This is a genomic window from Colwellia sp. 75C3 (assembly GCF_002836255.1).
GTDB lineage: Bacteria > Pseudomonadota > Gammaproteobacteria > Enterobacterales > Alteromonadaceae > Colwellia.
Genome location: NZ_PJAU01000033.1, coordinates 215,948 through 237,655, shown reverse-complemented (window position 1 = coordinate 237,655; position 21,708 = coordinate 215,948). Strand labels below are relative to the sequence as shown.

The 21,708-nt window shown below is 38.4% G+C and carries 17 protein-coding genes and 1 pseudogene; 7 read left to right on the top strand and 11 right to left on the bottom strand.

The window, feature by feature from the left end:
* The first annotated feature begins 169 nt into the window (after positions 1-169).
* The 3 genes and pseudogenes from CXF85_RS05575 to CXF85_RS05565 all read left to right on the top strand — a co-directional run.
* Positions 170-2,335 carry a TonB-dependent receptor gene (locus CXF85_RS05575; RefSeq protein ID WP_157829025.1) on the top strand — a complete coding sequence of 722 codons (2,166 nt, stop codon included), beginning with the start codon at positions 170-172 and terminating at the stop codon, positions 2,333-2,335.
* 17 nt (positions 2,336-2,352) lie between these two features.
* The gene (locus CXF85_RS05570) at positions 2,353-3,618 is read left to right on the top strand and encodes a DUF4374 domain-containing protein (protein ID WP_101227534.1); all 1,266 of its coding nucleotides are present in this window, start codon (positions 2,353-2,355) and stop codon (positions 3,616-3,618) included.
* 134 nt (positions 3,619-3,752) lie between these two features.
* Positions 3,753-4,850, top strand: a pseudogene (locus CXF85_RS05565) (PepSY-associated TM helix domain-containing protein); the annotation flags it as partial.
* Between the two features lie 7 nt (positions 4,851-4,857).
* On the opposite strand, the gene CXF85_RS05560 reads toward CXF85_RS05565, so the two are convergent.
* Both CXF85_RS05560 and CXF85_RS05555 read right to left on the bottom strand, forming a co-directional pair.
* Complete coding sequence (locus CXF85_RS05560; RefSeq protein ID WP_101227532.1) at positions 4,858-5,511, bottom strand: XRE family transcriptional regulator; 654 nt, start codon at positions 5,509-5,511, stop codon at positions 4,858-4,860.
* A 260-nt stretch (positions 5,512-5,771) separates the two neighbouring features.
* Positions 5,772-7,112, bottom strand: a complete 1,341-nt coding sequence (locus tag CXF85_RS05555; protein ID WP_101227531.1) for a LysM peptidoglycan-binding domain-containing protein — start codon at positions 7,110-7,112, stop codon at positions 5,772-5,774.
* A gap of 274 nt (positions 7,113-7,386) precedes the next feature.
* Here CXF85_RS05555 and CXF85_RS05550 point away from each other — a divergent pair, with 274 nt between their 5' ends.
* Positions 7,387-8,067, top strand: coding sequence for a phosphoglycolate phosphatase (locus CXF85_RS05550; protein WP_101227530.1), 681 nt, complete (start codon positions 7,387-7,389; stop codon positions 8,065-8,067).
* A 17-nt stretch (positions 8,068-8,084) separates the two neighbouring features.
* On the opposite strand, the gene CXF85_RS05545 is transcribed toward CXF85_RS05550, so the two are convergent.
* The 3 genes from CXF85_RS05545 to CXF85_RS05535 form a co-directional block, all read right to left on the bottom strand.
* The gene (locus CXF85_RS05545) at positions 8,085-9,557 is read right to left on the bottom strand and encodes an FAD-dependent oxidoreductase (protein WP_101227529.1); all 1,473 of its coding nucleotides are present in this window, start codon (positions 9,555-9,557) and stop codon (positions 8,085-8,087) included.
* Between the two features lie 123 nt (positions 9,558-9,680).
* Positions 9,681-9,905, bottom strand: a complete 225-nt coding sequence (locus CXF85_RS05540; RefSeq protein WP_101227927.1) for a cysteine-rich CWC family protein — start codon at positions 9,903-9,905, stop codon at positions 9,681-9,683.
* 175 nt (positions 9,906-10,080) lie between these two features.
* Complete coding sequence (locus tag CXF85_RS05535) at positions 10,081-10,866, bottom strand: PEP-CTERM sorting domain-containing protein (protein ID WP_101227528.1); 786 nt, start codon at positions 10,864-10,866, stop codon at positions 10,081-10,083.
* Positions 10,867-11,241: 375 nt separating this feature from the next.
* Between CXF85_RS05535 and prsT the strand changes: the two genes are divergently transcribed.
* Together prsT and CXF85_RS05525 are read left to right on the top strand one after the other, a co-directional pair.
* A complete protein-coding gene (prsT, locus tag CXF85_RS05530; protein WP_101227527.1) occupies positions 11,242-14,055 on the top strand; it encodes an XrtA/PEP-CTERM system TPR-repeat protein PrsT in 2,814 nt (937 codons plus the stop codon).
* Positions 14,056-14,174: 119 nt separating this feature from the next.
* The gene (locus CXF85_RS05525; protein ID WP_101227526.1) at positions 14,175-14,762 is read left to right on the top strand and encodes a peroxiredoxin family protein; all 588 of its coding nucleotides are present in this window, start codon (positions 14,175-14,177) and stop codon (positions 14,760-14,762) included.
* Between the two features lie 60 nt (positions 14,763-14,822).
* Here CXF85_RS05525 and CXF85_RS05520 read toward each other — a convergent pair whose 3' ends face one another.
* Positions 14,823-15,530, bottom strand: coding sequence for a lipoate--protein ligase family protein (locus CXF85_RS05520; protein WP_101227525.1), 708 nt, complete (start codon positions 15,528-15,530; stop codon positions 14,823-14,825).
* 494 nt (positions 15,531-16,024) lie between these two features.
* Here CXF85_RS05520 and CXF85_RS05515 point away from each other — a divergent pair, with 494 nt between their 5' ends.
* Complete coding sequence (locus CXF85_RS05515; protein ID WP_101227524.1) at positions 16,025-16,876, top strand: delta-class carbonic anhydrase; 852 nt, start codon at positions 16,025-16,027, stop codon at positions 16,874-16,876.
* A gap of 102 nt (positions 16,877-16,978) precedes the next feature.
* Here the strand turns inward: CXF85_RS05515 and CXF85_RS05510 are convergent, their stop codons facing one another.
* The 5 genes from CXF85_RS05510 to CXF85_RS05490 form a co-directional block, all read right to left on the bottom strand.
* Entirely contained in the window at positions 16,979-17,443 is a 465-nt protein-coding gene (locus CXF85_RS05510; protein WP_232771087.1) for a methyltransferase family protein, read from the bottom strand.
* A 20-nt stretch (positions 17,444-17,463) separates the two neighbouring features.
* Positions 17,464-19,044, bottom strand: a complete 1,581-nt coding sequence (thiE, locus tag CXF85_RS05505) for a thiamine phosphate synthase (RefSeq protein WP_101227522.1) — start codon at positions 19,042-19,044, stop codon at positions 17,464-17,466.
* A gap of 408 nt (positions 19,045-19,452) precedes the next feature.
* Positions 19,453-20,247 carry a thiazole synthase gene (locus tag CXF85_RS05500; RefSeq protein WP_101227521.1) on the bottom strand — a complete coding sequence of 265 codons (795 nt, stop codon included), beginning with the start codon at positions 20,245-20,247 and terminating at the stop codon, positions 19,453-19,455.
* 5 nt (positions 20,248-20,252) lie between these two features.
* Positions 20,253-20,465, bottom strand: coding sequence for a sulfur carrier protein ThiS (thiS, locus tag CXF85_RS05495; protein ID WP_101227520.1), 213 nt, complete (start codon positions 20,463-20,465; stop codon positions 20,253-20,255).
* Positions 20,449-21,699, bottom strand: a complete 1,251-nt coding sequence (locus CXF85_RS05490) for an FAD-dependent oxidoreductase (protein WP_101227519.1) — start codon at positions 21,697-21,699, stop codon at positions 20,449-20,451. Before CXF85_RS05490 ends, thiS begins: the two co-directional genes overlap by 17 nt.
* Positions 21,700-21,708 lie beyond the last annotated feature (9 nt).

The following is a 21,708-nucleotide window of genomic DNA, read 5'->3' as shown; positions in this document are numbered from 1 at the left end:
TAACTAAGTCCCGACATTCTTATCATTAGCTGCAAACTAAACTCGTAATATTACATATTGACACACGAGTAAATACAAATGATAATCGATCTCATTACCATTATAGGTAGGTCTACAAACTTCTGTGAACCTATGTAGCCACTCCTTATTAGGAGTTATCGGAGTTTCCTTGTTTTTCCCCACACCTACTCATGGATCACGAGTACTTAGTCATGTCGGTTACGCGCTATTACTTAACATACTATTGCCCAACAGTGCCTTTTCAGCTGATGGTAAAAATAAGGCTGATATAAATATAAGTGATGGGAATGAAATAGAAACAATTGAGGTTGTTGGCCGTGATTCAACAAAAGCGCTAGTCTCATCAGGCTTTAAAGTGGATGTATTACTCACTGAGCAGTTTAAAAACTCAAACTATAATCTGCTACAAATTTTGCAAAGCTCACCGGGCATTAATGTCAGACAAAGTGGAGGACTAGGTGCTGAATTTAATTTATCGCTTAATGGTCTTTCGGGTAATCAAATACGTTACTTTATTGATGGCATACCCATGGAAGATTTTGGTTCGGCGCTAACTTTTCCCGCAAATTTAGTCGAACAAATTCAAGTGTATAAAGGCGTGGTTCCTATAGTGCTTGGTTCGGATGCCTTGGGTGGCGCTATTAATGTTATTACCCCTTTCCTTGATCAAGACTTACTCGACCTGTCCTATACCTATGGCTCTTTCAATACACACAAAGCCAGCGTCTTTGCTCTGAAAATTTTAGACAATGATACCTTTGTACGTATCTCAAGTAATATTGAGCATTCTGATAATGATTATCGAATGAATAACGTTAATAGCACCGACGAGTTAGGTAATATTACTGGCAGCATGAGCGCCAAGCGTTTTAATGACCAATACTCAGCAGCGATGATCAACGTAAAATTTGGTGTCATTAATAAAGACTTTGCCGATGAATTATCAATAGGTATTACTGGCGCAAAAAACCGTAATAACGAACAGCATACCACCACCTCAATAAATAATGTTTTTGGCAAACTTAACAGTGAAACAGATACCCAACTTATCTCAGCCATTTACAAAAAGAATTTCGATACTTTAGCTATTTCTGCCTATCTGCTTACCGGTAAAAATGAACAGCTAATTAATGATACCTATAATCGAGATTACAATTGGCTGGGTGAATACACAATTAAGGCCGATGAATTACAAGGAGAGCTAGGCACAAAGTCTTTATTTACCGTCACTGATGACGTATTTAGAGCAAACATCTCTGCACAATACCAATTGACCAGTGATAGCAGCATACAGCTTAGTCATAGTAATAATTATTTAAAAAAGACCGGTAACGATACAGTAAACCTCAATAATACTGTGTTTAGTTTACCTAATTGGATAAGAAAAGCCGTCACTGGTTTAGCTTTCGATACCAGTGCCTTACAGCAAGAATTAAAGTGGAATGTCTTTGCAAAACATTACGGTTTTCAAGGTGAAATTAATGCCGAGCAATCAGTCGACTTTAACCTTCAAAATGTAAAAAGCGAGGTTGATTTAAGTGAGATGGGTTATGGCACATCACTCAGCTACCAAGTTCACCCCAACTGGTTAGTCAAAACATCGTATGAACTGGCCTACCGCATGCCTGAAGCAGAAGAGATTTTAGGTACGGGTAAGTATGTCAGGCCAAACCCTCATTTAAAACCTGAAGAAAGCCAGAACCTAAATTTTGGCTTATTAACTGACTTTAGCTCACAAAATACTGCGCAGCGTTTTGAAGCTAATGTTTTTTATCGAGACTCCAGTGATTTTATCCGCTACCTACCAGACCGTATTATTTACGGTATATATTCTAATTTACAAGCAGTAGAAACCACGGGTATTGAAAGCTCTTATTACCTTCGGTTTTATGACAATTATTCATTGCAAGTTAATGCTACCTACCAAGACTTAATCAATAAATCAAAAGAAGATTACGAAGGGGTTGAGGATCTCAATTACGGTAAACGTATACCTAACGAGCCTTATTTATTTGCCAATGCCCGTTTAGCGGCAAGCTTTGAAGTCGCCAACAATGACCAATTATCTCTTTTTTGGACCACCTCCCTTATAAATGAATTTTTCTTAAACTGGGAGGGCAATGGCGATGCCGACCAAAAATTAGTTATCCCAACACAACTAACCCACGACCTTGATATTGAATATAGCTTTGCCGATGGCAGTTATAACGTCTCGTTATCTGCACGTAATATATTCGATGCTGAAGTATTCGACAATTTCAAAATTGAAAAACCCGGTAGAGCCTTCTACCTAAAATTCCGTTACCTTTATTAAACTTTTTAAGGACAATCATGTATAAATTGAAAACTTTAGGTTTGCTTATAGCAACCTTAACATTAAGCGCCTGTGGCAGCAGCGACAGTGATGAAGCTGTAATACCACCTGTCGTTGTAGACCCGGTGATAGTTGAACCAGGTCCATTTACTTTCGCTTTTAAAATTACCGGCGATATAGAGGCTGAATATTTAGTTACCCAAGATTCAATAACAACAGAAGATTTAACGGCTGATGGCAAAGGTATTGAGCAGCAAAAATGGAACTATTTCTTCCCTGTAGGAAACACCTTATTTACGGTTGGCTATGAAAACAATGAAGCGACATCATACAAAGTAGATGCGGATAACAAAGTGGCCAAACTCTCCTCTTTTGAGTTCACCAATACTTTAGAAACGTTTGCCTCAGTAGATGATAAAGTTTTACTAGCCACCGATGCACCAAGAGATGGTAACCATACCAAGCGCACACTTTATAGTGTTGACGCTGAAACAGGTTTAGTAACTAGCAAAGTAAATTATACAATTCATGATGTAGATACCGGTACTAAAGGCGAAGGCACCGTTGGTTACCCCACTGCTTTAGTTGTTCGTGGTGATTTATTATTTTTATCTTTTCATAAATTAGATGATGCCGGAAATTGGGGCACACCTGAAGCTGACAATGCCTTTGTCGCTATTTACGATTACCCGCTTGTTGAAGGCGCTACGCCCAAAAGTATTATTGCCGATGCCAGAACCAGTAATATTGGTGTAAATGGTAATATTGGCTTGATTAAAACGGCTAATGGAGATTTATATAGTATGTCTAACGGCTCTGTTGCCGTTGGTTTTAGCCCAGCTTCTACTAAACCTTCTGCTCTTTTACGTATTAACAATAATGAAGAAGTTTTTGATGCTAACTACTTTTTTGATATAGAAGCAGCGACCGATGGCGGCAAAATATTTTGGTTTGATTATGTTGGTGATAACAAGGCAATAGCCCGTATTATTACCGATGATACCGGCGCTGCTTCATGGGGTGCTTTTACTAAAAATCAAATTAACCATAAACTTGTCATTATAGATTTAGTTGCCCAGACAGTCACAGACATAGACGGCATACCATTACACCACAAGCGCTGGACATCGCCTGTTGAAATAATAGATGGAAAAGTTTATGTCAGTATCGAAACGGTCGACGCAGCGTTTGTTTATGTTGTTGATATCAATAGTGCTACTGCCACTAAAGGCGTAGAAATTAAAGGTAAAACCATTAAAGGTTTTTACGACTTATATCACTAGTCACTTATTTAATACCACAGTTAATACCACACATAATCCCTTAACGTTATAGCCATAATGTTAAGGATTTTCTAATTCACAGTATAAAATAGTCGCCAAGATACGATGAAAAAAAATTACACCAATGGCATTCTTATAGTGCACTTATCGCTATGCTACCTTTATTGCTCATCTCACTCACTGGCAGTATTTTAGTGTTTAAAGTTGAGTTAGATACGCTATTAATGCCAGCAAAGATGTCAGTTCCCGATGACTCCCCTTCAACAAGGGTTTCATTAGATACTTTAATGGCTTCTGTTAAAAGTAAGTACCCTGATCATGAAATAGGTAGCTGGGAGCTGTTTACCGATCACCAAAGGACAGACACCGCTTATATTATTGCTCACCAAACTAATGAGTGGTCTAAGTTATATTTAAATCAATATACAGGGGAACTACTATCAAGCCCAGTTGGTCTTTCCGATAATTTCACCGATTGGTTATTAGACCTACATTTTAAGTTATTACTTGAGACTAATGGCATATTTTTAGGTGCGCTTGTTTCACTTCTCTTATTATTTCTTGGTATTAGCGGCATGGTTTTATACCGTAAATTTTGGTTGTATTTTTTTACTTTGCGCGTGAAAGCTGCCACCAGAATATTCTTTAGTGACATCCATAAAATGATTGGCATTGCCAGCTCGCCAGTTATTATTATTTTAGCGTTCACCGGTGCTTATTGGAATATTGCCGAAGTGATCCACGAGATAGAAGAGCATGTAATCAAAACACCCCATATCCTCACTAAATCTCTACACAGCAAAGATATTTCACTGCAGACTCTTTATGAAAAGACCAGTGACACTATTAATGACTTTGAAGCGACCTACTTGTTAATGCCTTATGATCCTGAAATGCACATTACCTTCTACGGTAAAATAAATACCAGTAATCCATTAAATAGTGATTACGCCAGTAACATTAGTTATGACAAAAGTTCAGCAGAAGTTATTAGCTCTGAAGATGTTAGAAACGCCAGCGCCTTACACGTTACAGTTGATAGTTTTCGTAAACTTCACTTCGGCCATTTTGCCGGTTTAGCTAGTAAAGTGGTTTGGTGCATACTCGGCTTAAGCCCTGTTATATTAGCAATAACAGGCTTATATCTATTCTGGTACCGTCGTCGAAGAAGAGTGCCGACCAGTAATGTTTTTATAAAAATCAGAGTGTTGCTAGTAAAGAACACTTATTAAAAGCAAGTTAGACATTGCGACCACACCAAACAATACGTCCGGCGACACTATGTTGTTCAACATTTTCTTCAGTGATTGTCCATTGCGGGTAATCAGGATTATCGCTGATGACAATAAGATGGTCTGGCTTTTGTTTTAATCGCTTAGCCATCAAACCATCTTGGGTTTGCAGCACATATACCCCTTCATTACTTGGTTGTTGCTGGCTCAAATCCACTAAAACCATATCTCCATGGTGTAAGGTTGGTAACATACTGTCACCCCTTACAGATACAAACGCCAGACTTTCGCCATGTACGCCCAACTGCGAGCTTAACCAACGTTTATTTAACGCAAATTGTTCGGTCACTTCTTCGGCGCCATTGATAGCACCAAAACCAGCACTGGCTTCAATATCAAGTTTAGGTACTAATAATAGATCGTCACTGTTGTGTCCAAAAGGCACATCCAGGGCTCGTTCACCGGTAAGTAACCAATTAAAGTCGAGTGCAAACAGCCCGTGTATATGTTCTAAATAAGCCATAGAGGGACGACTTAATCCACGACAAATACGGTAAATATGTGAGGGTGACTTACCCGTTAGTTCAGCAAATTGGCGCTTGTTGCCACCGGAAAACTGCTCTACTAACTCAACAAAACGACGTGAAAAAGCACTACTCATAAATCTTTACCTAGGTTTGATTGGTATAGCTGCGAAAGCAGCGCACGTTACTACGGAATTTCTCCGCTGTACAGCGATTACAGTGTGTTTGCGCAAAGCTTGGTCAGTTGTCCTAGATTAGGTGCTATCAATATTGAGATAGCCTCATCTAGGGTAATTGACAGCTAAGAGAAATATCACTAACGGTTTTTAACGACCACTGTAATGCTGAATCTTCATGTGCTTTGAGCAAATAAAGTATGTTTTAACTAATGTTTTAACTAAGATTTTAAACGAATTTTTAATCTTTGCTTAGGTTGTAGCAAACTGTTCGCGGCGAGTTTATTCCAGCGAATGATATCTTGCACCTTCACCTTATATTTACGACTGATATCCCATAAGTTATCACCACTTTTTACTATATGCGTTATTCTAGCCTTACTTATTTTAGCCAGCTGCAATGGATAAGCATCGGTATCAGTCAACGGTACGATTAACCTTTGTCCAATTCGAATGGTATCTGAGTTTAGATTATTCAATTTTTTAAGCGCGGTAACATTAGTCGCATACTTCTCACTAATGGCACCCAAGTTATCACCCGATTTAATTTGATAACTATGCCAACGTAACCAATCTTTTTTCTTGGTGCTCGCCAACTTATTTTTAAATGATTCTGCTGAGGCGTAAGGGACCATCAATTGATATTGGCTATCTGGCGCTGTCGCCCAACGATTTAAACCAGGGTTGAGTAGAAATAACTTTTTGGCATCCATATCAGCCCATGTTGCAGCCAAGCTTATATCTAACTGGCTATTAATGTTAACAATCTCTATTGCTGGACTATTTTTTATCGGTGTAAATTTGTAATTCAACTCATCAGCGCGTTTTAATATATCAGCAATAGCTAGTAACTTAGGGACAAAATGGGTGGTTTCATTAGGTAGGTTTAGTGACCAAAAATCTATCGGTAGGCCTGCCTTTTGATTTTTTTTAATGGCTCTACCAACCCGACCTTCTCCTGAATTAAAGGCGGCCACTGCATTTAGCCAATCACCCTCGAAATTGTCATGGAAGAATTGAAAGTAATCAAGTGCGCCGCGGGTAGACTCAACAACATCACGCCTGCCGTCATACCACCAGTTTTGATCTATTTTAAAACGTTTTGCCGCTACTGGCATCAACTGCCACAAACCTGCAGCACTCATATGCGAAACACCATAAGGGATATATGAACTTTCGACAATGGGCAGTAATGCCAACTCTACCGGCATACCACGCTTTTCAATTTCCTCAACAATATAGTATAAAAATGGCTCTGCTCGACTTGAAATAGTCACCATAAAGTTAGGGTGACTTAAATAATAATCGCGCCATTTAGCCACCTCTTCATTGTCAGGCACTGTAATCGATAACTGACTACGAATACGTTGCCATACATCATCATGCTGATGAGGTAACTTAGCCTGTTCGAGCTTTTTTTGCTTTGGCTGTATTGGCTCTGCAGTTAATATGGCACTTATTGAAGACGCTTGATTATCGATTTTCGGTTCATTACTTTGTTTGGGGGCTTGCTGACATGCGGTCAATAAGAGCGCTACGGTGACGAAAGCTATTTTTTTCATGATCAATTTATTACTACTTATTATATTTGAGAAGGTAATTTCAATTAATGGCTGAGTATATACCCATGGTCCAGGTACTTAATTTAAACGGGCAAGTATACCCAGTTATTTATCCACAGGCATATATTATTCGCCTTTAAATTAATTAATGGTTAAAACTTTAATAAAAATTAACTTTAGAAAAAAGGCGATTGATTACGTAATAGCTGGCTATCCCACCATTGAAGGGTAAAATAACACTCAGTATTTCCCCCTTCATTCCAATGAGAACGCTGTGACCCTTCAAGAAAAAAATGTCTTGTTATTCGACCTCGATGGCACCTTAGTAGATAGTGCCCCTGATCTTGCTTTAGCGGTTAATAGGACTCTGCTAGATTTAGGTAAAACTGAATTTGACCAAGACATAATTCATCACTGGGTCGGTAATGGCGCTAAGGTTTTGATTGAACGTGCACTATCTGGCTCAGCTAACATTAATGAACAATTAGATGCGGCCTACGCTCAAGATGCTTTGGCGATTTTCTTGAGCCATTACCAGCAATGTTTGTGTATTGAATCAACCTTGTATGACGATGTAAAAGAAGGCCTATTTACCTTAAAGGCAGCAGGGTTTCGTTTGGCCATTATTACCAACAAACCAGCTGAATTCATTCAACCCATCTTAACCGGCTTAGGTATTGATAATATTTTTGAGTTGTTAATTGGCGGCAATACCCTAGCAGAAAGAAAACCACATCCCGCGCCATTATATTATGCCTTGGAACAACTTCAGGTTTCTGCTGAGCAGTGTCTGATGATAGGTGATTCTAAAAATGATATTTTAGCGGCAAAAGCGGCCAACATAGATAGTGTCGGCTTAACTTATGGTTATAACTATGGTGAAGATATCAATCAATATCAGCCGCAGTGGTGTTTTGATACCTTCAAAGAATTGCTAACTTTATTGAAACGCTAAAAATTTAACACTATTAGCTAAAGGTTTTTGGCTAAAGCAATGGGATAATCACGTTGCTTGGCTAAGACCATTGCTCGCTCAGTGACTTCAGTGTCTGAACATTGCTGACTTACCGGAAAATAATGCTGTGTTAAGTAATCACCTACTTCTTCCGCTGCTATTAAACCACAATCAACTAAATTCGCTAAAATAGCATCTGCGGCAGCTAATGCCGACGATCCTTTAACAATTTCTGCTCGAGCATAGTGTCGACCATGAAATGAAACATCAGCAGCACGTAAGTCCGCATCTTCTCCTGGTATTTGCTGCGCACCAAATAAGGGTTTCGCGGCAACCTCCGCTTGAGTAAAGGCGGGGATAAACTGCGCAATATGTTCAATTGATCCTAAGGTTCTGTTATTCACTAATTGCTCAGGCCACTGTTTATCAATTTTATCGATAAACCGTGCTGCTAATTGCGGTTGTGCACTTTTTAGTGAACTGGCGACGAGTCCTTGATCAAACAGCGTAATGTCTTGCGTCATGCCATGTAGTTGAAAATAACCATCTGGGTAAGGTGTTAATTGCGCCATACCTTGAGGTGTACCTCGTTCGCCATAAAAGACAATTTCAGGCCATAAGCCTTGGCATTGCGGCCAATGCGCGACATAAGCGGCTTTAAATTCCACCATACGTTGGCGTTTAGCACTTACCATGTCATCTATTTCACCACTCTTAAAACCACAGGCATTAATAACGTAGTCAAAATGCTGATGATTTGAACTGCCCGTTTCATTTTTTGTCGTTACTTGCCAAGTTGAATCATTTTCTTTTTGGGTAATAGCGACAACTTGACTGTTGGTTTGAAGGTGGCAACTTGCTAAACGATCTATCGCTAAACTGGTAATAGCAGCCATACGAAAAGCTGACCAACCATATTCCTGAACCAAGAGCACAGGAAACTTAAGATTATCTAAATCAACATGTTGAGAAAATGAAATCAACCAATCACTGGCTTGCTTTGCTTTATTAGGTATCGATTTATTAACTAACGCATCAATTTCTTCACGTGAATAAAAACGGAAGTAGTCCGCAGGTTCGCCTAATACTTTATTGCGAATATCTTGCGTAACCAATTCACTATATCTAGCCCGTAATTTTTCTAAACGTGGCAATAAATCTTCAGGTTGGCCTTTATCCGTCTTAGGTAAAGCAATAACCGTTGGCCGTATATTAATACTATGCGGGTATACCTTTACCGTATCTATCGATTGCTTTAATAACGTAAGACATTGCTCATCACAAATTTCGCGATACAAGTTACCACCCGCGTGCAAATGACAAATAGGCGGACCATTAACTAAGCTTGGGCCCTTCTCTATTAACGTAGTATCAAGACCTAATTCGGCAAAGCGCAGCGCAATAGTCGAGCCCGCAACTCCGCCACCAATAATGGCAATTTTTGCAGCTGAACTGAGTAATGGCTGATGTGTAGGTGACATTTTATTCATAAAGGTTTCGAAAATTTGTTCGTGAGGGCATTTTACTTGGATGTATACGGTTTGCGTAGGGGCTGAGAGTAAAAAAGTTTATTTAAATGTGCTTTTCTTTTTATATCAGTAAAAATTATCGTTTTAACTGACTTTTTTAGGGGCCGAAACTAACGCTTGTTGCTCATGATAACGAGTAATACAAGCATTACAAACACAACTAATACCTTTAAGGTGAGTTGGTACTTTGTCCAAAAGCGCTTTAGGCACTTCAGTATTCATACACCAGCAACCACTGCTTGCTTTAACATCGCAGCGATTACTTTGCTCGCATAAAGGACAAATGCTGCCATCATTTTTATAAGTCATAATCATTAAGTAAATTTAATTGTGATAGATATGCAAAGATAAAGAGCATTTTAACAGCTTTATCTATAAGTAAGCAGGTGTTTTTCAGGCATAAAAAAACGACCCTTAGGTCGTTTTTTATATTCATTGTGTACCTACCGCGGTGAATACACGAATGAACTTATAGATTAATTAACTAAGCAGAAAAGTCATTTGCTTTTTTGCTACGGCTTTTAGCCATAAAACCTAATGCTAAAAGCATAAGTAATAATGTTGCTGGCTCTGGCACGCTAGTAGGACGGTTAACGCTAACTACACCATCAACTACATCGTTAGCACAAGACATTGCCCAGCTAAACGCGAGTTGTGAAGCATTTTGAAATGCATCAATACCATTTACGTTAAAACTAAAGCTAATAACATCATAGTTATCGTGATTGGCACCTGTATTTTGTCTATCTACAGTCCAAGCACTTTGCTGACCTGCGCCAACAGTATTACCCGCAACAACTTGACCATTTTGTACTCTGTTAGAATTGTTATGGTATTGCTTCGATGTAATCGTAGAATCAATTTCAGTTAAAGTACCGGTATTATCCCAGTGGTCTTGGTTATAATACTGAGAACGCTCTCTATCTGCATCAGATAATACGAATGCATAATCAAAAGCTGAGTTTGCACCATCGGTGCCAATTAGTAGATCGCCTAAAACAATATTGCCGTTACTACGACCATAATAATCGGTACCCGTATCAAATCGGTTGTTGTAATCAACAAAATTAGTATAAATATCAACAGTAATTAAGCCATCGCTTGCCCATTGAACATCCATTTTATCAATTTCATATTCCCAACCACCAATCGCATCACCATTGGCATCATCAATCGTTGTATCAACGAGAAAATCAGCAGAAAATACATTAGCCGATGAAAATAAAGCCGTTACAGCAAGGATTTTAAATACATTTTTAAATAAAGTCATAGTCTTATACGTTATCACTTTCAAATTGAAGAGAGTGGATGAACTGCTTATATTAGCATTCACCACTAATTACCCTGATTACAAGCAATTATTGTTCCACTATTTCATTGTCGCCATATAACAACACCTTAGCTATATTACGTTGCTAATACAGTAGAGTAAAGTAACCTACTGTAAAAAAAACTGACATTAAAGAGAGAAGCTTTAACGTCAATTTTAAGATAAATATTTATCAACTAAGTAACTATCAGTGTTACTATTTTATCGCTCTATATCTGCCACTGTTTTGCTATCTATTCTTATTCGATTTAGCTTTTTGGTAAGATCAAACATCATTGTCGTCATACAGAAACACATCATTAAAATCGGTATAACATGAATATAAAAAATAGCTTACGTGCTTCCCTACTCTCATTATTGTTCATTTCCTCTTCAATACTTGCTAACGAAAAACTTAATGACAGTTATGAACAAGCCTTAATCGCTTTTCAAAATGAAGAGTTTGCTAGTGCCGTTATCCATTTAAAAAATATTATTCAAGAAGACCCTGCCCATATGCCATCTAGGGTTTTAATGGCGCAAATACTTATTACACAAGGCAATGGCTCTGCCGCACAAATAGAGTTAGACAGAGCAAAAGATGGCAAGGTCGATGATGACCGATTAATTACTTTGTATGGGCAAGCTTATGTCTTACAAGGGCAATATGATAAAGCGTTAAAAATAGCTAAGTTAGGGCAACGTAACGAGAAAATAGAAAGCGAATTATTACTCATTAGAGGCCAAGCTTATATTGGTAAAAAACAATATAAATTAGCTGACAAAGCCTTTATTAGTGCACTGAGTTTACAACCTAAAAACCAAATTGCTTTGTTAGGAAGAGCACAAATCGCTCTGCAAGAATCAAACGTTAATCAAGCACTCACTTATATTGATTTATCACTAACGAGTGTTAAACCTTTCATTAATGGTTGGGTATTAAAGTCTAAAATTTTACACCGGTTAGGCGATCGCCAAGGTGCGTTATTGGCGATTGATAAAGCACTAAAGATTAATGAAAAACATCTATCAGCGCGATTAACCAAAGCCATGCTGCATATTGAACTGAAAGAATATCAACAAGCGGTTCCTCATGTAGATTATATACTTGCTGAAATCCCCAACGAACCTAGAGCCGGTTATTTAAAAGCTATCATCAATGTTAGCTTACCTAGTAGTGATAACAAAAATGGCACTTCAGATAATAATAAATTAACAGAAGTTATTGCCACTTTATCAGCCGTTCCACCTGAGGTGATGAAAAACACCCCTGATTATTATTTTTTAGCGGGACTCACTAATTTTCAATTTGGTAACTTAAATGATGCGCATCGCTACCTGAGTTATTACCTAAACTATGTTGAATTTGATATTGATAGTGTGCGTATGTTGGCCAGTATTGAAATCGAGCAAGGTGATTTAAATTCTGCACGACATCTATTGACCAAAACCAATGTTGCACGTCCTGGTAATCCTGACATTCTCACTTTACTCGGTTTGACTTACTTACAATTAGAAGACAGCGTTAAAGCACAGTTTTATTTTGAAAAGGTGGTAGATAGCTACCCAAATTCGACGGTAAGCGTCAGTAATCTAGCACGCAGTAAAATGCAATCAGGTGACTACCAATCAGCAATCGAAGCCCTGTCTGCGATTAAAGACAATGAAATTAATGGCACACAAATCAAGCTACTGCTTATTGATTCATACCAAAACACTAAAAAATATTCTTCAGCTATTAATATTGCGAAGTCGTTAATCACTGAGTTTCCACAAAATAGTTTTTTCCAACAGCGCCTTGGTATGCTCTATGGCTTAAATAGGCAAATACCTGAAGCCAGAACTGCATTTGAACAAGCATTGACATTAAACGACAGTAATATTATTGCTATGGTGCATTTAGCACGTATGGATAATATAGCCGGTGACTTTGATAAAGCACTGCTATTTTTACAAACTAAATTAGCACTATTTGATAAAAACATCTTGTTGATGACAGAAATATCAGACAGTTACCTATTCAAGAAAGATATTGACAACGCGCTGATTTGGATACAAAAATCACATGCACAAAACCCGAATGATTTTTATGTGGTACTAAAGTTAAGCCGAATATTAGCTAAGCAAAACAAACTTGATGAAGCGATTGATTTAGTCGATGTATTCATTGGTTTAAATCCAAAACAGCCACAAGCGTTATTAACTATCGCCAAGTTATATCAACAACAAAATAAACATCCGCAAGCGGTTTTAGCCTTAAGAGATTATGTTGAAAAATCGCGTAAAAAGCCGAAAGCGTTTATTGTACTAGCTAAGGCGCAACTAAAAGCGAGAGATAATACTGGCGCGATAAAGTCTTATAAAAAAGCCATTATCGCTGATGATAAGTACTTGCCTGCTTATCTCGGACTAGTCAATCTAACCATCAAAAACAAAAATGAGTCATTTTCATTAAGTTTGATTTCATCCATCGCTGATATTACCCAAAAAACCAGTTTACCTTTAGTACTCAAAGGCGATTTGTACCTTGCGCTAGGGGATAGCAAACAGTCCATTAATTATTATCAGCAAGCTTTAAAAAAGTCAGATCAAAAACAAGCGATCCTTGGCTTGTATCGTAGTTACAGACTTATGGACAAACAAAGTAGAGTGATAAGGCCACTACAAAATTGGTTAAAGAAATATCCTAATGATATGTTAGTGGCTATCGCTTTAGCTGATAGCTATAAAGGCAGTGAACAAATACAAAAATCTGCTGACTATTACCAAGAACTGATGAAAAAATATGGCCCATTACCTATTTTATTAAATAATGCCGCCAGTGTTGAATTTACCTTGGGTAATACCAAAAAAGCCAAACAGTATGCCCAACAAGCCTATGATTACTTGCCTGAAAATGTTGTTATTATTGATACGCTTGCTTGGATTAAAAGCCGAATGGGCGAACATAAACAAGCCATTGCCTTATTTCGTTTAGCACTCACGACAGACTTTGATAATGCTGAAGTGAAATATCACATTGCAGTGACTTTATACGCGCTATCAAGAAAAGTAGAAGCTAAGAAATATTTAATTGAAGCGATAGATAGTGAACAAGTTTTCCCTGAAAAAGAAGCCGCTAAAGCCCTTTTAAATAAGTGGTTGGGTTAAAACGCGGTAATGAAATGTTGAGCTAAGTTTATTAAATAAAAATAGCGTTAATTTATATTGAAATTTTTACTTCATCACACGGTCTTTTAATTCAGAATCCATAAAAGACCGTTACACCAATGAAGAACATCAAAAACTTAACCATAAAGAAAAACATAGCAATATCACTTTTTTCGATGCTGTTGTTACTCGCTAATAACGCCTTCGCTAATGCCAACATTGATGTCGGTCCAGCCCTTGGTGAACAAGCACCTGAAATATCTGTAATTAATACGCTAAAGCAGCCAGTTAAAATCAAACAACTCAGTGGTGATAAAGGGCTGATTATTTTATTTTTTCGCTCTGCCGATTGGTGTCCTTTTTGTAAGAAGCACCTAATAGAATTGAATAATCATGCTGAACAATTTACTACCTTAGGTTACGGCTTAGCGGCTATTTCTTATGATAATACTGATATTTTGAAAACCTTTACTCAGCAAAAAAGTATAAGTTACCCATTACTTTCTGACCAGAAAGTACAAACAATGCTGGCCTACGATATTGTTAATGAAGAATATGCTGCAGACAGTGATCATTACGGTATCCCTTATCCTGGTGTAGTTGTCATTGATAGCAAGGGTAATGTTATTCATAAACACTTTTTCAAAGGTTACAAAAAGCGCGTTAAGTTTGCCGACCTTTATCTGCAATTAAAAAGTGCTAGTTAGATAATACTTACCTCCCGTATTTATATCGCTTTGATATGGCAGTCTTTATTGTTATCTGTTTTATGGGTATAAAGCACTATCGACAAAAGCTTGAGTTAACTGCTGATAGAGCTGATCTATTGTAGGTCGTTCGGTAATATTTTCAAAAAGCGCAGTATGAACCTGCGCTTGTACCCGCTCCGTTTTATCAGACAGTTGATAACATAAGTTAACCGGTTTTATTATCTCATCGAGTAACACATCAATAAGAATAAAGGCTTGCGCCAACACTATCTTGCCACCACCTTTTTTTAATATCACCCGCTGAGCAGTACCCACTATTTTTTTACCGTTAATATTAATATTGTAATCACCATCACAATAAGAGAACTCTGTCGCATGCGCTTGGCTAACGAGGTTAAACTGACGGAAAAAACCATGTAATACTGTGCATAAATTTTCGTAGGCTTGGGGGATTGAATAAGGAGTCTCTTTTGACCAAAGATACAGATGAGATAAATTTATAATACCTGGACATTGCGGTACGGGAGCACCACCCGTTTTACGCGAATGTAGCTGCCATTCGTCCACCAATAAACCAGCTTTAAGTACATCTGATTCCGGCCATTTTTTACCTGCAGGTAATACCAAGGTAGGCTCATTAGCTTGCCACAGCATTAAACATTGCTTAAATTCATCCGCTTGAATTTGCGCAATAAGCTCAGTTTCTTTATCAAATACCTTAGCGACAGAACTTTGTTTATAACGCAGGAGTTTATTACGGCTCATATTCACTTCTTATACTGACGGTAATCTTGTCTCTGTATTTTAAGCTCAACTATAATGATTCAGCAATTAAATTATCGACAAGGCACATCCATAGCTCATGTTAACGATTAACGGCCCTTAAATTATTTCTGCCAATTAGCACTAAAAAAATTAATCATATCAAGTTACTAATATTGATTTATTAAAAAATAATTACATAACCCACACTACCGATTACAATTATTAACATATTAAACGTGGTGTGTAGAGGCCTGCCCCCCAATTTTACTGTAGCATGCTCGATATCAACTTATGGTAAAAATCAATAAAAACAAAGCCAAACATTGCACTTTCATACAATAAGAGAGAAAGTCAGGCTTGTAGTTTTGCTATTAGCAAGCTATATAACAAGAATGATAAGTAGATTTATTTTCATACACTGACCGTACGATGTAATAAATATTTAACTAATTTGCCGTAAGTAACCAGTTAATCAATAACCTTAAGAGTAAAATATGAAAAAAAATATGATTGCATTGGCTATCGCCACGACATTAGTGCCATTAACAGTTCTTGCTGGTAGCGGTCACGACAACGTTTCAAATAGCGTTATCGAAAAGCAACGTGCTATGTTAGAAGCAAATACTGATGGCAAAGGCTTTGGCCCACAATCACCTCGTGATATCGATGTTATTAGTGGTGTAAACACACGTGCTTTTAATTCAGCACCTGCCTATACAGAAATGAATCTTTGCAATATCCACTTCCATAAAAATGCTGAGCATAAAGGTGGTGAGTTTGCTAAATATGCAGGTAATGGTGATGGACATGGCTTTCAAACAGGTTATGTATACTCAGGCAAGTTGACTTCACAAGAAACAAAAAACACTAAAGCTGCTGTTTGCCCTAGCAAACACGGTGCTTTAAATTCGGGTGACACTATCGAAGTGCATTTTGTTCACTCTTCTGCTCAAGTAACTCCTGGTCCAACGTTAGGTGCTTGTTTAAGTGATGCTATTGGTAACCCACAACTACGTGTTGAAACACAAGTAATGGTATTAGTGAATGATAAAAATGCATTAGACTTTAATACACTGACCAAGCATGGTGTGAATAATGGCTATCAGCAAGCATTAAACATTCCAAGTAATATGGGTACGCCAGTACAATATACTGGTTCAACGACAGGCCCTGGCTATAATGAAAAAGGTTCTCCATTCCAAGTTAGCTGGAGTGTTCGACCACAAGTTACCAAAGTGAGTATTGAAACCGTTGGTGACTGGTGTAAAGGTAATACCTTTAACGAAGATCACGCTCACGGTGTAAGAAACCTAGTAACTAACCCTAAGTTACTTTCTGCAAACTAGTATAAAAATAACTGAAACCTTTTACTGGGGAATTACCAAGTGATATTCCCCAGTCTATCTTGCTTTTACTTGTTCACCTTGAAAATACCTGTCCAACATTAGTTATAACCAAGTTCGAACCTGCTTTTTATATTCTATAAATTCATCTTTAAATAATGTTGTTAATGCTCTTTCTTCAGGGGTTATCTGAAAACGTTGAATATAAGCCATATACAAGATAATTAAAGCAACTGCCCACCCAGAGCCTAAATAGCTTGTCCAAGCCAATAAAAATGCAACGAAGCCAACATACATAGGATTACGGGTAAATTGATAAATACCTGAGGTCACCAAAGCACTGGCCGTATCAGGTTTTAGTGGGTTAACCGTAGTTTTAGCTAATCGAAAAGAAATAGCGCCAGAAAGTGCAAAAAATATACCTGCAATAATAAAGGTGATAACCAAGGTTATTTTTATTGTACTCGTTAATAAAATTACCGGTGTTAATGTACTTAAGTACCACATGCCAGCGGCAATGAGTATCGCCACTAAAGGTGGCGGGATCCTATTTTCTAAAAATTTCATCATGCTACCTAACCCTCTAGTTATTAGTTAATGATGGCTTGCAACTTAACGACTGCCTGCTCAGGTAACATGCCATAAGAGTCTTCCGCTTCAGTTATCGCGGTAACTACTGCAATGCTCTCTACGCCTGTTTCGACAACTTCTGTTGCACGTTCTAGGCTTATACCACCAATAGCCACTACGGGTATTTGTAGCTCATTGTTTTCAGGTCGCAACGCTAAAACTTGCCTTAAGTTATCTAACCCTTGAATTTGTCCGGTCATGTCTTTCGTTTTGGTGGGAAAAATTGCGCCAATAGCTAAATAAGACGGCTGTAATTGCTGTGCTAATAAAAATTCATAACAACCATGGGTACTGATACCTAAACGCATGCCTGATTGCTGAATTGCAGTGAGATCAGCATCTTGTAAATCTTCCTGACCAATATGCACGCCATACGCGCCATGTTTTATTGCCAACTGCCAGTAATCATTGATGAATAGGCGAGTACCGTAGTCTTTCGCCAGCTCCACCGCTTTCATTATCACTTGTTCTAATTCGTTTTCGCTAAGGTTTTTCACCCGTAACTGAATGATTTCTAATCCTAGCGGTAATAATCGCTTGAGCCAATATAATGAATCAATGACGGGATAAAGGCCGAGTTTTTTTCCTGCTAAGTTTAACGCGTTAAATGCCGGTAAATTTTGATATTGCCTACTGATGTTAGGGAAGAATTTAGCATTACGTGGCCAACCTTGTTGCTCAAAGGCACCATAATATTGATGACCGAATGATTGACTTACTTGCTTGCTAGCCTTTAAACCTTCGCTGATAAAGGCTTTTGCTAAGGTAAAAGCATCACGAACTAAGTAACCTTGAGCAAAGAAAGCGGATAATGCCGTGGCAAAACTACAACCGCCACCATGACTATAATGACTTTCAACACGCTTGGCACTTAACTGGTAACTAATAGCTGTTTGCGTTTTATCTTGGTTATCTTGTTTGCCATTTAATTGATTTAACTGATGATAACAATAATCTGTCGAATACTTTTCATCACCTTGGTTATGCCCACCTTTAACAATAATGCTGTTAATAGCGAAGTCTTTAAATATTCTTTTCGCCAGCACTTCCACATCTGTTTCATCAGTTAATTTCGCTAAACTTTTCGCTTCCATCAAGTTAGGCGTTATCACATCAACTTGCTGTAATAATGGGGTCAGCTGTTCCAGAGTAATAGTACTAAAACTGCCACCTACACTCGCTTGACCAACGGGATCATAAACACTGATTAAGTTAGGCATGAACTGTTTATATTGCTCAAGTAACTGAGCTAACCACAACACTTGTTCAACGTTAGCCACTAAACCTATTTTGATGACCGATGGTGGTTTGTCATCAATTAATATCGCCGCTTGTTGCTGTAATATATCAACCGATATGGTATTAACAGACAGCAGTTTCTGCGAATTTTGTACGGTATTGGCGGTAATAAGATGACAAACTTCAACCCCTAAGCTATGACCCGTTTTAATATCAGCAGCAATACCTCCCCCACCAGAGCAATCACTACCCGAGATAGTCCAAATTATTGGTTTGATTGACACTTGTTGTTCAGTTTTCATTTGATTATTCTCTGAATTATTTACTTTCAACGAACCCTAACAGCCAAAACACTATGGACTCAGGACAATATGCATCCTGCATTGTCTAACAAGTAGCATCCATGCCACGTCCGATTAAGACACCACGGGAGTGACGATATAAAATAATGGTACTAACTCATTTATGCCTAACACATAACCAACGATGAATTGTCATACCCGAAGTATCTGATCGGGTATCCATGCTCTATAACTTGCACAAAGATGGCTTTAGGCGATATTTTTTACTTAAAATAAAGAGCTTCATACTATTAAAGTGAATTACATTACTTGAAGTTGTAATGTCCAATTACAAGGAAATTGCACGGAGTTGACGTTAGTCAATGAGTACCTTTGACGCCTTAATTTGGCATTACAGCAATAAGTAATTTAATTTTGGTGCCAAAATGGAGTATCAAGTGTGGGCGTGCTGGGATGTGCTGTTTGTCTTTGCTGCATTATCCCCGCTACATAGCCATGCTCCCCCGCTTGCAGCGCTTGTCCAAACGCTTTCGCCATCAATACTGGATTATCCGCCAGCGCTACAGCACTATTAAGCAATACACCGTCATAACCCATTTCCATGGCTAAACACGCATCTGAAGGTTTACCGATACCTGCATCTAATATCAAGGTAGCATCAGGTAAACGTAAACGAATTGTTTCTAAGTTATAAGGATTCATCAAACCTTTGCCAGTACCAATTGGTGATGCCCACGGCATAATAACTTCACAGCCTAAATCATAAAGGCGCTGGCATAAAACGAGGTCATCAGTGCAATACGGTAAGACTTTAAAGCCATCATTTATTAACTGCTCAGCGGCATGCAGTAATTCGATGGGATCGGGCTGTAAATTGTAATCATCGCCAATCACTTCCAACTTCAGCCAATCGGTTTTAAATATTTCACGGCTCATTTTTGCCAGTGTTACCGCTTCTTTCGCCGTTCTACAACCAGCAGTATTGGGCAGTAAGTGACCGTTCACTTCGGTTACGATTTCTTGTAAGTAAGACCATATTTGTTGACCTGCTTGCTCTGCCGGATTTTGACGTTTCAACGACAGAGTTACCACCTGTGAACCACTGGCCAGAATCGCTTGTTTCATTACTTGTGGTGATGGGTATAAAGCACTACCAATGAGCAAACGACTATCCAAATTTTGTCCGTAGATATTCAATGACATTAAACTTAACCTCCCTGAATAGGTTGTAATACATCAAGGCTATCGCCATTTTTTACCATGGTCGTGTCGTAATCTGATTTACCGACAAAATCACCATTAAGCGCCACGGCAAAGGTACTTTGTTGTGGTTCAATAAAATGCAACGTTAACGCTGAGCTGACACTAATATGTGTTTCATTACTTAGAGGGTAGGCTTTTCCGTTAATATGAATGTTCATAGGATGACTCCTGTAAATTTCTGCTTGGCTGACTTGTATTCCAAGTATAGTTACCGTCAACAACTACGGGTAATAAGTCGGTGTATGGTAAAGCTGTTGCGGTGTTATTTATTAGATTGGCAATAACCGCAAGGGTTTGTTCAAGCACTACAGGTGCAATCAAAAAACCGTGGCGGAACAAACCATTTACTTGAATAAGTGAATCTTGCACGGTAATTTTAGGCTGGTTATCACTAAAGGCAGGCCGACACTGACTGACATGTTGTCGAATATTGGCTTCCGCAAACCCCGGATGCACGCTATACGCGGCACTGAGTAGTTCCATTGCTGAGCGCACTGTCATAGGTGAGTCATCATCACTTTCAATTTCCGTTGCACCCACTACATAAAAACCCTTTTGCTTTGGGGCAATATAGAGCTGATATCTTGGATGCATTAAGCGAACTGGCCTTGAAATATTAACCGCTGGAGCATATAACTGAAACAGTTCACCCCTGACAGAACGTAAGTCCGACATTGGTGCACAGGCGCTATTACTTTGTTTAGTGGTTGCCCCCGTACCACGACAATCAATCACTAAATCAAATTGCTGACTTTGGTTAACATTATTTTGCTGATAGCTAATTTTAGTGGTGTGCTCAGCGACATCAATGTCAGTTACTCGACACTCACTTAACCAATTCAAGCTATTTCCTGTGACTGGATGTTGAGCTTCTTTTTCAAGTTGCTTACGTAGGGCGACTAATAAACGGCGATTGCCCAACTGTCCTTCTTGTGGAAGGTATAATGCTTGGTTAAAGCTTCGCCCTATTTCAGGCTCTAGCGCTAAAAGCTCTGCACGGTTTAGTGAGTGCAGCGTATGTTCAGGATAATTATTACTAAGGTGTCTAACAAAACGTCGGTAATCACCTTTGTCTTGCTCATGACTTACCATGATGGCGCCAGTTTGTTGAAAAAAAGTATGTTCATGCAAACTGTCGAGCAAAGCCGGCCATAAACCTAATGACTCAAAACCCATGCTAACAATATTAGGCTCACAATGAAGTGATTCACCCAACGGTGTTAGCAATCCCGCGGCAGCATAAGCTGCACTGTTATGGGCTAGTTTATTATCTTTATCAAATAAAGTAATAGTTACGCTATGAGACTGTTTTTGTCGAAGCTGTTCATTACGAAGCAAAGACAGGGCGAGTAATCGCCCCATCAATCCTGCGCCAACAATGGCAATATTCATTGTTTATCC